The following is a 14,062-nucleotide window of genomic DNA, read 5'->3' as shown; positions in this document are numbered from 1 at the left end:
TACCCTGCGCCGCGATGAAGAAAGTCCTCGTGAGTCTGGCAGTCGTCTTCGTGCTGTTGGCGGTCGCGGGTGCGGGCGCGTTCTGGTGGGTGGAGCAGGCGGCGCATCAAGCCGTCGCGGCCCCTGGAGCGGCCCCCGTGGAGTTCACCGTTCCCAAGGGCACTTCCGGCAGGGGCCTGGGCGCGTTGCTCGCCAACCAGGGCCTCATCAAGGATGCGCGCATCTGGCGCTGGCACCTCTTCCGTCGCGGCTCGTTCTCGCCCAAGGCGGGACGGCACCCGGTGAGCGCGTCCATGACGGTGGCGGAGCTGGCCACGACGCTGGAGGGCAACCCGCTCCCCGACGACATCCCGTTCCTGGTGGTGGAGGGCTGGCGCCTGCGGGACACCGACGCGGCGCTCGCGGCGGCGGGGTACATCACCGCGGGGGCGTATATCTCCGCGGCCAGCAATCCCAGTCGCTTCACCGCGGCGTTCCCCTTGCCCACCAGCTCGCTGGAGGGCTACCTGTACCCGGAGTCCTACGGCGTGATTCCGGGGAAGTTCGACGTCGAGGACTTCATCCAGCGCCAGTTGAATGCCTTCGCGGAGCGCTTCTTCACGCCCAACCGGGAGGTCATCTCCAAGAGCGGGCGGACGCTCCACGAGGTGGTGGTGATGGCCTCCATGCTGGAGCGCGAGGAGCCCGTGCCGGCCCAGCGTCCGCTGGTCGCGGGCATCCTCTGGAAGCGCGTGGACAAGGGCTATCCGCTCGGAGTGGACGCGACGTCGCGGTACGTGCTGGCGCAGTGGAATGACCGCAAGGCCTTCCTCCAGCGGCTGAGAGACCCCGAGGACCCGTACAACACGCGTCACCGCAAGGGCTTGCCGCCGGGCCCCATCGGCGCGCCCACGGTGGAGTCGCTCCAGGCCGCCATGGCGCCGACGCCGAGCGAGTTCTGGTACTACCTGCACGACGCGCAGAAGACGCTGCGCCCCTCGCGCAACGCGGAGGAGCACGAGGCGCTGCGCAAGAAGTACAACGTGTACTGACGAACGTTCCCGGGCACGGTGCTCGCTCCCTCGCCCTCTGTGCGGCAGGGGGAGCGCGCCGACCGGATGGCGTGACTGTTGCTCATCCATCGCCCTCTCTGGTCTCAAGGGAGCGGTGACGTGAGTCAGATGACGGGCGGGGCGGGGTGGTGGGGCTGGCGTGTGGCGCTCGCGCTCCTGGGTGGGTGCGGCGCTTCCCAAGGTGTGGCGTCGAGTTCCACTCCCGAGGTGGTCGCCACTCCGGAGGTTCGGAACGAGAACCTCACCACGCGCACGGTGACGTTCGTCGCGGCGGCGGACACGCACGTCGTGGCCACGTCTCCGACGACGAGCTTCGGTTCCTCGGAGGCGCTGGTGCTCGGCCGCTCGCCCGACGCCGAGGCGTACCTCAAGTTCCTCATCCAGCCCTTCGAGGGGACGATGACGGCCGCGAGGCTGCGCCTGTACGTGCTGGAGGGCACTGTGGACGGGCCCACCGTCTATGACCCGCCGGGAGTCCGGACCTGGAACGCGCTGACGACGTGGGACACCCGTCCTCAGTGGGGCGGTTACTGGGCGCTCGTCAGCGCGGGCCCTGTCGCCAGCGGGACGTGGATGGAGCTGGACGTCAGTGACTTGAACGTCTCCCAGAACAGCTATCTCGACATCTTCATGGGAGGTGACAGCGCGGATGGGGTGACGCTCGCGTCCAGCGAGCATCCGGACCCCGCGCTGCGTCCCCAGCTCGTCCTCACCGTCGAGTCCGTGAAGGACCATCCGCCGCCGCGCCCCGAGCCCATCCCCGTGTCGGGGACGCCCGTTGCCTTCGCGTCTGGCGCCGACACGTTCGTCTCCGCCGATGCGCCGGCTTCCTCGGCCGGGGGTGTGTCGGAGTCGCTCCGCGTCGGAGGCACGCCCGAGCGGGAGGCCCACCTGCGCTTCTCCGTGCAAGGGCTGACGGAGACGGTGCAGCGCGCGGTGCTGCGCCTGCGCGTCGCCGAAGACGGCACGGAGGGCGGGCCCTCGGTCTTCGCCACGCAAGGCGACTGGAGCGAGTCGAGCGTCACCTGGAACACCCGCCCGTCGAAGGTGGGCGACACGTTGGATCGCGCGCCGTTCCTCGCGGCGTCTGGCTTCGCGGACTACGACGTGACGGACCGGGTGCGAGGCAATGGCGACGTCACCTTCGGCCTGTATTCCAAATCCAGCGATGAGGTGTCGTTCCACTCGCGCGAGGTGTCGTCACTCGAGCCCCAGTTGCTCGTCTGGACGGGCACGCCCCGGACTCCTCCGACAGATGAGTGTCTGACGAGGCAGGAGGTCCTCGCCACGCCCATCCTCGCGTCGCAGGACACCTTCGTCACGCCGGAGAGTCCCACCACGCAGCATTACAGGGAGGCCTCGCTGCGCGTGGAGGCGTCACCGCGCGCGGAGAGCTACCTGGAGTTCGACGTGAACCTCGGGACGGCGCCGGTCCGCCGCGTGTTGCTGCGCCTGTATGCGCTGGATGACTCGGGGAACGGGCCCCGGCTGTTCAAGGCCGAGCCGTTCGACGAGGTGACGACGGACTGGTACCGCAAGCCGGCCATCATGGGGGGCGTGGTGGGGGACCTGGGCGCGCTGAAGAAGGACCAGTGGGTGGAGCTGGACGTGACGGACGTGGTGACGACGTCGGGGCGTCACGCCTTCGCGTTGCTCGATGGTTCCGCTGATGGGATGCGCTTCGCTTCGTCCGAGATGGAGGAGCGAGGGCTGCTCTCCGTCGCGCCGCGACTGGTGGTCATCACCGACAGCGAGCCGTTCTGCTCCTACCAGGGCACGCCTCCGTCGGGCTCGACGGCCTGGGTGACGCAGTCGAATGACTCCGCGGCGGAGCTCTCGACTCACACGGCCCCCGCGCCCGACGGTGGCTTCGTGGTCATCAGCAGGGTGGAGCCGCCGCAGACCGGCCCCTTGTCCGCCGAGCGGACAGATGTCGTCACCGTCCACCGCGCGGACGGGAGCGTCGCGTGGAGCCGCGCGTTCGCCCAGCCACAGGTGTACTTCACGCGGGTGGTGGTGACGAAGCAGGGCAACGTCCTGGTGGCGGGGAGCTACCTGGGCGCTCCGGACCTGGGCACGGGCGCGCTGCCGCAAGGGCAGGGCATGTTCGTGATGAAGCTCTCGCCGACGGGCGCGGTGGACTGGACGCGCGGTTACAAGGCGTGGTTCCAGAAGATGGACGAGTCCGTCGACAACCCGATGCAGGTGCTCGACCTGGCGACGGATGCACATGGCAGCGCGCTCGTGGTGGGGACCTTCTGGGGCTATACGGACTTCGGCGCGGGGCCCGTCTATTCCGGCAAGCCGTTCCCGTATGACGACACGTATCCGAACTCCTTCGTCCTGAAGCTCCAGTGGGATGGCGCCTATCAGTGGGCACGCACGCTGACGTCGGACTCGCTCCGGGGAGCACAGGCGACGAGCGTCGCCGTGGACTCGGAGGAGAATGTCACGGTCGGCGGTTGGGTAGGGCAGGGCACGGACTTCGGAGGCGGCGCCATCACCCAGAGCGGCGCCTTCGTGGCGCGCTGGGACGCGAGCGGAGCACCCCGCTGGTCCCGAGTCCTTCCGGTCCACTTCAGTGTGCTGTCCACGCTGGCTTTGCTGCCCGACGGTGGTGTCGTCTTCACGGGTAACTTCGGAGGCCGCTTCAGCTTCGCTGGACAGGAGTACGCCAGCCGGGATCCGGACGAATACGACGGCGGGCGACGCGACACGATGCTGGGGCGCCTGAGCGCGACGGGCGCCGAGGTGAAGCTGCGGCAGCTCCAGGACGTGTCCTTCGATGACCTGGTGGTGGACGCCTCGGGGAACGTCGTGACGACGCTGCTCGGAGGTGGAAGCAGGCTGGGACTCGGGGACGTCGGCCCGACGGAAGAGGGCGCGTCGTTGCGCCCGACGGTGGCGGGCTTCGGCATCGACCTGGAGACGCGCTGGGTTCGCGTATTTGACCCGCTCCAGTCGAACCTCCTCCTGGCGCCCGTGAGTGATGGCCTCGTGGTGACAGCGGACCTCAAGACGCCCTTCGAGTTGGAGGGCAGCTGGTACACGCCCCGCGAGCGTCGCGCGGACTTGCTGCACTTCAAGCTCCGCCCTTGAGCGCGGTGTGGGCCAACAGCCGCACGGGTTGGCGCACCTGTTGCTCACGCATCGTCCTGGCTGGACCCGAAGGAGAGATGACGTGAGATACCTGACAGGCGGAGTCGTGGTTTGGAGTCTGGGTGTGGCGCTCGCATTCCTGGGTGGGTGCGGGAGTTCTCCGAGTGATGTGTCTGCTTCCACGCTGGAGGTGGCCCCCGAGGGCCAGCGGCGTGATGAGCTGGTGACGCAGACCGTGACCATCATCGCGGCGGCGGACACGCACGTGGTGGCGACATCACCAACGACGAGCTTCGGCTCGTCACCGACAATGGAAGTGGACAAGTCCCCGGAGTCGGAGGCGTACCTGCGCTTCCTCATCACTCCATTCGAGGGGACGCTGACGACGGCGCGGCTGCGGGTGTACGCGCTGGATGGATCCTCGGATGGGCCCACGGCGCATGACCCCCGACTCGGTGGAAGGAATTGGAACGAGCTGACGACGTGGACCACGCGTCCGCCCCAGGCCAATGACATCCTCGCCAGCGCGGGCGCCGTCACCAGCGGCACCTGGATTGAGCTGGATATCTCCGCCCTGGCCATCTCCCAGAATGCCTTTACCGATGTCCACCTGAGGGCCGACAGCACGGACGGGGTGACGATTGCGTCGAGCGAGCATCCGAACGCCGCGCTGCGCCCCCAGCTCGTCCTCACCGTCGAGTCCGCTGAAGACCATCCCGTGAACCGCCCCGCGCCGCTCCCGGTGTCCGGTCCGCCCACGCTCTTCAACGCGAGCGCTGACGCGTATGTCTCCGAGGCCGCGCCGAACTCCTCGGCCGGAGGTACGGAGCCGAAGCTGTGGGTGGACAATGGGCAGAAGCGGGAGGCCTCTCTGCGCTTCTCGGTGCAAGGCCTGACGGAGACGGTCCAACGCGCGGTGCTGCGCTTGAACGTCGCCGATGAGGGGTCCGCGGCGGGGCCCTCCGTGTATGCGATTCAGGGGGCCTGGAGTGAGTCGAGCGTCACCTGGAACACGCGCCCGCAGCGGGTGGGAGGCGTGCTGGCCTACGTGCCGTTCCTCGCGCCCCTCGGCACCGTGGACTACGACGTGACGGACCTGGTGCGTGGCAACGGGGACGTCTCGTTCGGGTTGTATGGGAACTCGACCACCCCGGTGACGTTCGTCTCAAGGGAGTCCTCCTCCTCCGCGTCGGGGCCTCAGCTCTTCGTCTGGACGGGCGCGCCCCGGACCGCGCCGGGTGATGCGTGCCTGACGCGTCGGGAGATTGTCTCCACGACCACCTATCCGCTGCACGACACCTATATCGACCAGTACCGTCCGGAGACGACGTTCCACCGCGAGGCGTCGCTCAAGGTGGACACGCAGCCGGGGTTCTACAGCTACCTCGACTTCGACGTGCAGCTGCCGGCCGGTCAGGTCCGCCGCGTGCTGCTCCAGTTGTACGCGCTGGAGGCCTCGGACCGCGCGCCCCGGCTCTACAAGTCCGTGCCGTTCGACCCCACGGTGACCACCTGGTATCAGCCGCCGCCCTTCACCGGCGACTTCCTCGCGGACGCCTGGGCGGTGAAGAAGGACGAGTGGGTGGAGTACGACGTGACGGCCGCCATCACCACGTCGGGCCGCCACGCCTTCCAGCTGTATCCCTACTCGTACGACGGCCTGAGCTTCGCGTCGGTGGACGCGATGCGGGAGAACATCCTGGACGCCGCGCCCCGTCTGGTCGTCGTCACGGAGAGCGCGCCGTTCTGCTCGTACCGGGGCACGCAGCCCGCCGGAACCACGGTGTGGACGAAGCAGTCGAACAGCCCCGCGGCGGAGCGCTCGCGTCACACGGCCCCCGCCCCGAATGGTGGCTTCGCCGTGCTCAGCGCGGTGGAGCAGACGCAGGATGGGCCGTATTGGCAGGAGCAGACCGACGTCGTCACGCTCCACCGCGCGGACGGGAGCGTCGCGTGGACGCGCGAGTTCCCCCAGGCGCAGGTGGAGCTCAGGCGCGTGGCGGTGACCACCCTGGGCAACGTGCTCGTCGCCGGCGAGTACTCCGGCGCGCCGGACCTGGGCAAGGGCGCGCTGCCCCAGGGGCGGGGCATGTTCGTGATGAAGCTCACGCCCACGGGCGCGGTGGATTGGACGCGGGGCTACACCTCCTGGAGCCAGGGGCCGGACGGGCTCGAGGACAACCCCATGGTCGTGTTCGACCTGGCGACGGATGCGCACGGCAGCGTGGTGGTGACGGGCGGATTCTGGGGCTACACCGACTTCGGAGCCGGGCCCGTCTATTCCGGCAAGCCACGCCCCTATGACGACGAGGGCCCGAACTCCTTCGTCCTGAAGGTCCAGTGGGACGGTGCCTACCAGTGGGCTCGGGTGCTGGCCGGGCAGTCACTGCGCGGCACCCACGCGGCGAGCGTGGCCGTGGACGCGCAGGAGAATGTCACCGTCGGTGGCTGGGCGGCCCAGGGCACCGACTTCGGCACGGGCCCCATCCCCGAGCGGGGCTCATTCGTCGCGCGGTGGAGTGTGGGGGGTGCGCCGCTGTGGGTCTGGTTGCTGCCCACGCCCTCCGGGCACTTCGCGGACGTGCACGAGGTGGGCGTCCTTCCGGATGGGAGCGTGGCCTTCACCGGGAACTTCGACGGGCGCTTCACCTTCGCGGGAACGCCCTATGCCAGCAAGGACCCGGATGACGGTTACGACGGCCAGCGCGACGCGATGCTCGGACGCCTGAGCGCCACGGGCGCGGAGGTGGCGCTGCGCCGGTTCCAGGACCCCAGCTGGCGCGGCCTCGCCTTCGACTCCCTCGCCGTCGACGCCTCGGGGAACCTGGTGACGTCGCTGGCGGGGTGGGGGAGTCTGCTGGGACTGGGCACCGTCGGCCTGCCCGAGCACCAGGAGCTGAACCGGCCCACGGTGGCCAGCTTCACGCCCGGCCTGGGGACGCGCTGGGTGAGGGGGCTGGACCCGCTCGCGTCGAGCCTCCTCCTGGCGCCCGTGGGGGACGGGGTCGTGGTGACGGGGGACCTGGGAGCGCCCTTCGAGCTGGATGGGACCTGGTACACGCCCCGCCTGCGCCGGCTGGACCTGCTGCACCTGAAGCTCCGGCCCTAGGAGGCGGCCCGCACGCTCAGGGAGCGGGATTCGTGACGGGGGCCACACTCGTGGTCGATGGTGGCTCCCCAACGGCCGGATCTGGGGTATTCACGGCGGTAGACATGACTCAGCTCCCCAAGAAGCTCCAGGACCACGCCGATGCGCTCGCGGCAGCCGACGAGAGACTGACCGCGCTGGACGAGGACGCGCTGCTCGCGGCCCCCGTCGATATCTCCGCGATGCTGCGAACCGGCATCGAATTGCACGAAGAGTTGACGGACCAGTCGCGCACGCTGGAGTCGCGCGACTGCGTCGTCGTCATCGGTGACATGGACGTGGAGACGTTGGTGGTGAAGGGCCCCGGTGGGCTGCTCGTCCTCGGAGACCTGAAGGTCGGCTCGGCGGAGCTGCACTCCACGGTGCTCGTGCTGGGCAACTGTGAAATCGTCGACCAGATTGTCGGCGAGGGCGAGCCGAACACGCTGACCGTCCTGGGAGAGGTTCAGGGCGGACGCTGCGAGATGCGCAAGCAGTTCATCATGCAGTTCCTCGGCGGCGGCAAGCTCGCCTCGCTGAAGGACAGCGAGGGTGGCGCGGCGGAGCTGCTGGAGCTGCTGAGCGGCGCGGGCAGCGAGCTGGAAGTCGACGAAGTCGACGCGTAGACGCTGGACGGACACGGTGCCGGGAGCGCTCCTCCCGGCCCGCGTCCACGCTCAATCAGCCCGCGACACCGAGCATCTCGCGAATCTGCCGCAGCATCTCGATTTCACTCGGGTGGATGTGGCCGTCGCTGGAGATGAGGGCGTGGGTCGCCTCGATGACCGCCGTGGGATTGGTGCGCAGGACGCCCAGGTTGGGGGCGGGCAGCGGGACACCGTTCTGGAGGCACTTCGCCAGCTCGGCCAGGTCCGGCAACGGCACGCTCATGCCGCGCGCGGTGTCCAGGATGTGGTCGATCTCCGCGCGGCTCACGCCGTCGTCGCCACTGGCGACCTGGAGGAGCAGCTTGAGGACTTCAATCTGGAACCGGGCGTCGGGGCTCGAGGGGGTGGACATCCGTGGTACATCCTCCAAGGTGGCTCACAGGCTGACGTGTCTGGATGATTCCGTCCAGGGTTGCCTTGGGCCGTCCTGAGGAGAGCTTCGCATGAAAGTCCTGGAGACGGAGCGGCTCGTCCTGCGCCGGGTGGCGCGGGAGGATGCACCCTTCATCCTGGTGTTGGTGAATGAGCCGGCGTGGCTGCGCTTCATTGGCGACCGGGGCGTCAAGACGCTCGAGGACGCGTGGGGCTACATCGCCAATGGCCCGCTGGTGTCCTACGAGCGCCATGGCTTTGGCCTGTACCTGGTGGAGCGCAAGTCGGACGGCGCGCCGCTGGGGATGTGTGGCCTGCTCAAGCGCGACTCGCTGGAGCACGTGGATATCGGCTACGCGCTGCTGCCCGCGTACTGGGGGCAGGGCTATGCCCAGGAGGCCGTCTCCGCCACGCTCGCCTACGGGCGGAAGGACCTGGGCCTGAAGCGCGTCGCGGCCATCGTCTCGAACGACAACGCCAGCTCCATCAAGGTGCTGGAGCGGCAGGGGATGAAGTTCGAGAAGCACATCCGGATGCCAGGGGCCTCCGAGGATATCAGCCTGTATCTGACGACTCCCTGAGTCGAGCGGAGAGCGCCGAGCGGCACTCGGGCGCGAGCGGGCCGTCACCTGCTTGACACCTCTGCGTCGTTTGGAGATTGGGTGCCTCGTCTCCTAGACTCGGAGGCGTGGGACCCCCGTCGAACCATGTAGACGGTGGGAAGAACGCGCTCTTGCGCGCCCTCCCCTCCATCGAGCAGCTCTTGCGGCGGCCCTCGCTGGAGCCGCTGCTTGCGGGTGTTCCCCGGGCCAAGGCCGTGTCCGCGCTGAGGCTCGCGGTGGAGCGGGCCCGAGCCCGGCTGCTGCAAGGTGAGTCGCGCGCCTTCGACGACGCGGACGTGGGCGAGGCCTTGAGCACGCTGTCCACGCCGGGCCTGCGCCCCGTGCTGAACGCGACGGGTGTGGTGCTGCACACCAACCTGGGGCGCGCGCCGCTGGCGCCGGAGGCGGTGGCGCGGGTGGCAGAGGTGGCGCGGGGGTACTCGAACCTCGAATACGACCTGGACGAAGGCGAGCGCGGCAGCCGGTATGCGCCGCTCGTCGGACTGTTGCGTCAGCTCACGGGCGCGGAGGACGCGCTCGTCGTCAACAACTGCGCGGGGGCGGTGTTGCTGGTGCTGGCCGCGCTGGCGGGTGGCCGCGAGTGTGTCGTGTCGCGCGGGGAGCTGGTGGAGATTGGCGGCGGCTTCCGGGTGCCGGACGTCATGCGCCAGTCCGGAGCGAAGCTGGTGGAGGTGGGCACCACCAACCGCACGCGCCTGGCGGACTACGCGAGCGTGGTGGGCGCGGAGACGGGGCTGTTGTTGAAGGTGCACCGCTCCAACTTCGCGGTGGTGGGCTTCACGGAGGAGGCGAGCGTCGCGGAGCTGGCCGGGCTCGGGCGGCAGCGCGGGGTGCCCGTGTTCCAGGACCTGGGCTCCGGCGCGCTGGTGCCCATGGCGGGAGAGGGCTTGGGGCAGGAGCCCACGGTTCCCGAAGTCGTGGCCGCGGGGGCGGACGTGGTGGCGTTCTCCGGAGACAAGCTGCTGGGTGGACCGCAGGCCGGAGTGGTGGTGGGACGTGCCGCGCTGGTGTCGCGCATCAAGGCGCATCCGCTCACGCGGGCGCTGCGTGTCGACAAGCTGACGGTGGCCGCGCTGGAGGCCACGTTGGAGCTGTACCGGGATGGCAGGCCGGAGGCCGTCCCCACATACAGGCTGCTCGCTCAGTCGGCCGAGGAGCTGCGCGCACGGGCGCTGCGACTCCAGGCCTTGCTGGCCGAGCGAGGTGTGAGTGCCCGAGTGGACGGGGTGGTGGGACAGGTGGGCGGGGGCGCCATGCCGCTGGCCCGGTTGCCTTCCTTCGCGTGCAGCCTCAGCGTAGGTGCACCGGAATCATTCCTCGAACGCCTGCGCGGCGGCGGAGTGCCGGTTATTGGCAGGATCGCGGATGGCGAGGTGGTCCTCGACGTCCGCTGTCTCGCGAAGGAGGAACTCGCGTCGGTCGCTGAAAGCGTGGCGACCGCAAGTCCCGGGAAACCACCATGATCAACAGCGCCGTCCTCGTACTCAACCGGTACTACCAACCGGTGCACGTCACGTCGGTGAAGCGGGCGTTCTCGCTGCTGTATCAGGGCGTCGCCAAGGCCATCGACCAGCAGTATCGACTCTACGAGTTCGCCGATTGGGCGGCACTGAGCGCCACCAACGATTGCATCACCACCATCAACCGGACCATCCGCGTTCCCCGGGTGCTGGTGCTCAGCGCGTATGACCACCTTCCCCGAGGGAGGGTGCGGTTCTCCCGGCTCAACATCTACGCGCGCGACGCGGACACCTGTCAGTACTGCGGAAAGAACCTCCCGCGCAGCGACCTGAACCTGGACCACGTCATGCCTCGCACGCAGGGCGGCAAGACGACGTGGGAGAACGTCGTGTGCTCGTGCGTGCCGTGCAACCTGAAGAAGGGGGGCCGTACGCCGGAGCAGGCCGACATGAGGCTGCTCAAGAAGCCTGTGCGCCCGCGCTGGACGCCCCTGTTCCGGGGTGCGTCGCGCAAGGTGACGTATCAGGAGTGGCTGCCCTTCCTGCACCTCGCGGATGCCTCGTACTGGAACGTGGAGCTGCTGGACGAGTAGGGCGGTACGCCTGGCTGGCTGTTCACTGGCCAGCCATGCGAGCCCTGTAATTCTGGGGGTCGCCTCCTCTGCGCGGTGTGGGGGTTGATCCACGAAATGGCCGGGGATTGGCGGGGAGTCGACTCGGGCGGTAGGACGGGCTTTGATGCGACTGCCCATGTCCAAACTTTCGCGAGCACCCCAGGCCGATGCCCGTGCCCTGGGGTCCCCGTCCTCCGACCCGGTGCGTGCGGGACCTCCGGGCTTAGGGCGTCGTGAGCGGCCCCGTCGCATCATCGCGGTGGGTGGTGGCAAGGGCGGCATCGGCAAGTCGATGGTGTCCGCCAACCTGGGCGTGGCGCTGGCGCAGTCCGGGCTGAACGTGCTGCTGGTGGACGCGGACCTGGGCGGGGCGAACCTGCACACGTGCCTGGGGGTAGGGCAGCCGGAGGCGACGCTGTCCGACTTCCTGCGGCGCAACAAGGCGAAGCTGGAGGACGTCATCGTCCCCACGGGGGTGCCCCGGCTGTCGCTGATCGCGGGCGCGCAGGACGCGCTGGATGCGGCCAACCTCAAGTACGCGCAGAAGCAGAAGCTGTTGAAGACGCTGCTGGGCGCGCAGGCGGACTACCTCATCCTGGACCTGGGCGCGGGCACGAGCTTCAACACCATCGACTTCTTCATCATGGCGGACCACGGGCTGCTGGTGGTGCTGCCGGAGCCCACATCGGTGGAGAACGCGTACCGCTTCGCGAAGGCGGCCTTCTTCCGGCGGCTGCAGCAGATGGAGTCGGAGTACGGCATCCAGGAGCTGGTGGACAGCGCGCTCACGACGCGGGAGGGCTCGCTGCGCACGCTTCATGACGTGCTCGAGCAGGTCCGGCGGAAGGACCCGGTGGGTGCGGAGCGACTGGAGCGGGAGCTGGCGGCCTTCCGCATCCGGCTGGTGGTGAACCAGGCTCGGACGGACGCGGACCTGAACGTGGGAACAGCCGTGGCCTCGGCGTGGAAGAAGTTCTTTGGGATCGACATGGATGACCTGGGGGCCATCCGGTATGACGATGAAGCGTGGCGCGCGGTGCGAAAGCGGCGCCCCGTTCTGATTGAGCGGCCGGATTCTCCGGCGGCTCTGGCCATTCAACGCATCGCCTCGCGCTTGCTCGCAATCGACGGAACCCCCATTCCCGCCACGCCATGAAGCCCTTCGCGCAGCAGACCTATTACGAGCTCCTGGAGGTCCCCGTCACCGCGCAGATGGAGGATATCCAGGCCGCCTATTCGCGGCTGATGGAACTCTATGCGCCGGACTCCATCGCGGTGTACGCGCTCGTGGATGCGGACCAGGTGGACGCTCTCCGCGCTCGGATGACCGAGGCGATGGAGATCCTCACGGACGCTGATTTGCGCGTCGAGTACGACAAGGACCTGGGCCTGCCCGCGAGGAAGGTGGCGGAGGCCGTGACGGCGCCGGTACCCGAGGCGGGGCCCACGCAGCGCGCGGCCGAGGCGCTCGCGAGCGCGGTGGAGTCGTCGGCCGCGCCCTCGATTGCCGAGGCGGGGAAGGGGACGACGGAGGAGCCGGAGCCCGAGCTGAGCGGTCCGGCGGCGTTCCGGGCGAGCTTCGTCAGTGGCTATTCGCTGTCCTACGTGACGAGCTCCTTGCAGACCGCGCCGTTCGGCGGTGGGTTCGTGGGCATGCCCGCGGCGGGCAGGATGGACGCGGGGGCGGCGAGCCCTGTCGAGGCGGGTTCGAGTGTGGCCCCCGTGGCCTCGGCCGCCGCGACGGTGGAGACGGGCGCGGAGTCGTCGGCCGCCGCTGCGTCGGTCGTTGCTCCCGTCAGTGTCGCCGCTGAGGCGCCGAGTGCCGTGGTGGCTCCGTCGACCGCGAGCCCGGTGGTCTCCAGCACCGAGAGTGTCGTGGTGGCTCCGTCGACCGCGAGCCCAGTGGTCTCCAGCACCGAGAGTGTCGTGGTGGCTCCGTCGACCGAGAGCCCCGCTTCCCCGAGCACCGAGAGCCCGGTGGCTGCCCTGGTGCCCGCGGGCACCGTCAGCTCCAACTCGGCGGACGTGAGCGCGGAGGCGCAAGGCGCCCAGGCTCCCGAGAGTCCTGTCCCCACCGAGCCGGAGCCCTCTGTCCCCGAGGCGCCCGTCGTCGCGCAGGTGCCATCCGTTCCGAGCAGCCCCGTCCAGGACGCTCCCGTGCCGGCGGTCGCCGCCGAGCCGCCCGTCACTGCGGCGGAGCCTCCCGCATCCGAGCCGCCGTCCACGTCCATCGTCGTATCCCAGCCGCCGAGCCGGTCGACGGGCACATCCCGTCCCACCACGGGGGCGTCCGCGCAGACCCGGGGCCCGGGTCGCCAGCTCGGTGACGCGCAGGTGCTCGCCCAGGATGCGGCCATCGCCACGGCCGAGGCCGCCATGGCCCAGGTCTCCGCCCGCGTGCGCGAGGTCCGTCCGCGCACCCCAGACATCCCCGCTGATGCCGAGGTCAACGGCGAGCTGCTCCGCAGGGTCCGGGAGACCCGGGGCTTCACGCTCCAGCAGGTCGCGGACCGCACCCGTATCTCCGCGCGTCATCTGGAGAACGTGGAGGCGGACCGCTACACCTTGCTGCCCCCGCCCGTGTACCTGCGCGGAATCCTCATGAACCTGGCTCGCGAGCTGGGGTTGGATCCGCTCCGGGTGTCCAGGAGCTACCTGGGCCTGGCTTCTGAGAAGTCGGGCAAGAAGTGATGCGGACCTGGGGAGCAGCCAACTGGCGCTCGCACCACAAGGAAAGTTGACTCCCCCCCGAGCGGTGCCTATGTAGGGAGGACGATGACGGACGAGGAAAAGATCAAGGCGATGCGGCTCGCCCGTGCGATTGCCTCGGATATCTCGCTCTACAACGAGCAGAAGATCATCAAGGGTATCGAGCAGGACAACCTCTTCGAGGTCCTCAGGGAGGAACTGGAAGAGGGACGTGAGCTCTACAAGAGCCGCGTCAGCCAGGATGTCTACACGAACGCGAACTTCTTCGAGCGCGCCATCAACGACATCGTGTTGCGCTCCAAGGCGCACGTGAAGTCGAAGATCTGGTAGTCCGCTCC

General features: G+C 69.1%; 11 protein-coding genes. 10 read left to right on the top strand and 1 reads right to left on the bottom strand.

Features of this window, described 5'->3' with window-relative positions; translation table 11 throughout:
• Nucleotides 1-14: 14 nt before the first annotated feature.
• The 4 genes from mltG to ACN469_RS09715 all read left to right on the top strand — a co-directional run bounded on the left by mltG (nt 15) and on the right by ACN469_RS09715 (nt 7,904).
• Complete coding sequence (gene mltG / locus ACN469_RS09730) at nt 15-1,031, top strand: endolytic transglycosylase MltG (RefSeq protein ID WP_498766715.1); 1,017 nt, start codon at nt 15-17, stop codon at nt 1,029-1,031.
• Nucleotides 1,032-1,160: 129 nt separating this feature from the next.
• Nucleotides 1,161-4,151, top strand: coding sequence for a CBM96 family carbohydrate-binding protein (locus tag ACN469_RS09725; protein WP_498766713.1), 2,991 nt, complete (start codon nt 1,161-1,163; stop codon nt 4,149-4,151).
• Between the two features lie 124 nt (nt 4,152-4,275).
• Nucleotides 4,276-7,260, top strand: coding sequence for a CBM96 family carbohydrate-binding protein (locus ACN469_RS09720; protein ID WP_498766434.1), 2,985 nt, complete (start codon nt 4,276-4,278; stop codon nt 7,258-7,260).
• A 104-nt stretch (nt 7,261-7,364) separates the two neighbouring features.
• Complete coding sequence (locus tag ACN469_RS09715) at nt 7,365-7,904, top strand: hypothetical protein (protein ID WP_498766432.1); 540 nt, start codon at nt 7,365-7,367, stop codon at nt 7,902-7,904.
• Nucleotides 7,905-7,959: 55 nt separating this feature from the next.
• Here the strand turns inward: ACN469_RS09715 and ACN469_RS09710 are convergent, their stop codons facing one another.
• Entirely contained in the window at nt 7,960-8,298 is a 339-nt protein-coding gene (locus ACN469_RS09710; RefSeq protein WP_498766430.1) for a tellurite resistance TerB family protein, read from the bottom strand.
• Between the two features lie 91 nt (nt 8,299-8,389).
• On the opposite strand from ACN469_RS09710, the gene ACN469_RS09705 reads away from it, so the two are divergent.
• The 6 genes from ACN469_RS09705 (at nt 8,390) to ACN469_RS09680 (ending at nt 14,054) form a co-directional block, all read left to right on the top strand.
• On the top strand, nt 8,390-8,899 hold the full coding sequence (locus tag ACN469_RS09705) for a GNAT family N-acetyltransferase (protein WP_498766428.1): 510 nt from the start codon (nt 8,390-8,392) through the stop codon (nt 8,897-8,899).
• Nucleotides 8,900-9,006: 107 nt separating this feature from the next.
• Nucleotides 9,007-10,404 carry an L-seryl-tRNA(Sec) selenium transferase gene (gene selA, locus ACN469_RS09700; RefSeq protein WP_498766426.1) on the top strand — a complete coding sequence of 466 codons (1,398 nt, stop codon included), beginning with the start codon at nt 9,007-9,009 and terminating at the stop codon, nt 10,402-10,404.
• Nucleotides 10,401-10,994 (top strand): HNH endonuclease, encoded by a 594-nt coding sequence (locus ACN469_RS09695; protein WP_141647233.1) that lies wholly within the window; start codon nt 10,401-10,403, stop codon nt 10,992-10,994. Before selA ends, ACN469_RS09695 begins: the two co-directional genes overlap by 4 nt.
• A 223-nt stretch (nt 10,995-11,217) precedes the next feature.
• Nucleotides 11,218-12,171: a P-loop NTPase gene (locus ACN469_RS09690; protein ID WP_498766711.1), complete on the top strand. Its 954-nt coding sequence runs from the start codon at nt 11,218-11,220 to the stop codon at nt 12,169-12,171.
• Complete coding sequence (locus tag ACN469_RS09685; protein ID WP_498766423.1) at nt 12,168-13,706, top strand: helix-turn-helix domain-containing protein; 1,539 nt, start codon at nt 12,168-12,170, stop codon at nt 13,704-13,706. Before ACN469_RS09690 ends, ACN469_RS09685 begins: the two co-directional genes overlap by 4 nt.
• An 84-nt stretch (nt 13,707-13,790) precedes the next feature.
• Nucleotides 13,791-14,054 (top strand): hypothetical protein, encoded by a 264-nt coding sequence (locus ACN469_RS09680; RefSeq protein ID WP_163870441.1) that lies wholly within the window; start codon nt 13,791-13,793, stop codon nt 14,052-14,054.
• Nucleotides 14,055-14,062 lie beyond the last annotated feature (8 nt).

It is taken from the genome of Corallococcus terminator (genome assembly GCF_049194865.1).
Lineage (GTDB): Bacteria > Myxococcota > Myxococcia > Myxococcales > Myxococcaceae > Myxococcus > Myxococcus terminator_A.
This window is presented reverse-complemented; position numbering and strand designations above follow the sequence as displayed.

Excerpts from the sequence above, each read along its gene's own strand:
- mltG (WP_498766715.1), top strand. The coding sequence starts at position 15 with ATGAAGAAAGTCCTCGTGAGTCTGGCAGTCGTCTTCGTGCTGTTGGCG.
- ACN469_RS09725 (WP_498766713.1), top strand. The coding sequence starts at position 1,161 with ATGACGGGCGGGGCGGGGTGGTGGGGCTGGCGTGTGGCGCTCGCGCTC.
- ACN469_RS09715 (WP_498766432.1), top strand. The coding sequence starts at position 7,365 with ATGACTCAGCTCCCCAAGAAGCTCCAGGACCACGCCGATGCGCTCGCG.
- ACN469_RS09710 (WP_498766430.1), bottom strand. The coding sequence starts at position 8,298 with ATGTCCACCCCCTCGAGCCCCGACGCCCGGTTCCAGATTGAAGTCCTC.
- ACN469_RS09705 (WP_498766428.1), top strand. The coding sequence starts at position 8,390 with ATGAAAGTCCTGGAGACGGAGCGGCTCGTCCTGCGCCGGGTGGCGCGG.
- ACN469_RS09695 (WP_141647233.1), top strand. The coding sequence starts at position 10,401 with ATGATCAACAGCGCCGTCCTCGTACTCAACCGGTACTACCAACCGGTG.
- ACN469_RS09685 (WP_498766423.1), top strand. The coding sequence starts at position 12,168 with ATGAAGCCCTTCGCGCAGCAGACCTATTACGAGCTCCTGGAGGTCCCC.
- ACN469_RS09680 (WP_163870441.1), top strand. The coding sequence starts at position 13,791 with ATGACGGACGAGGAAAAGATCAAGGCGATGCGGCTCGCCCGTGCGATT.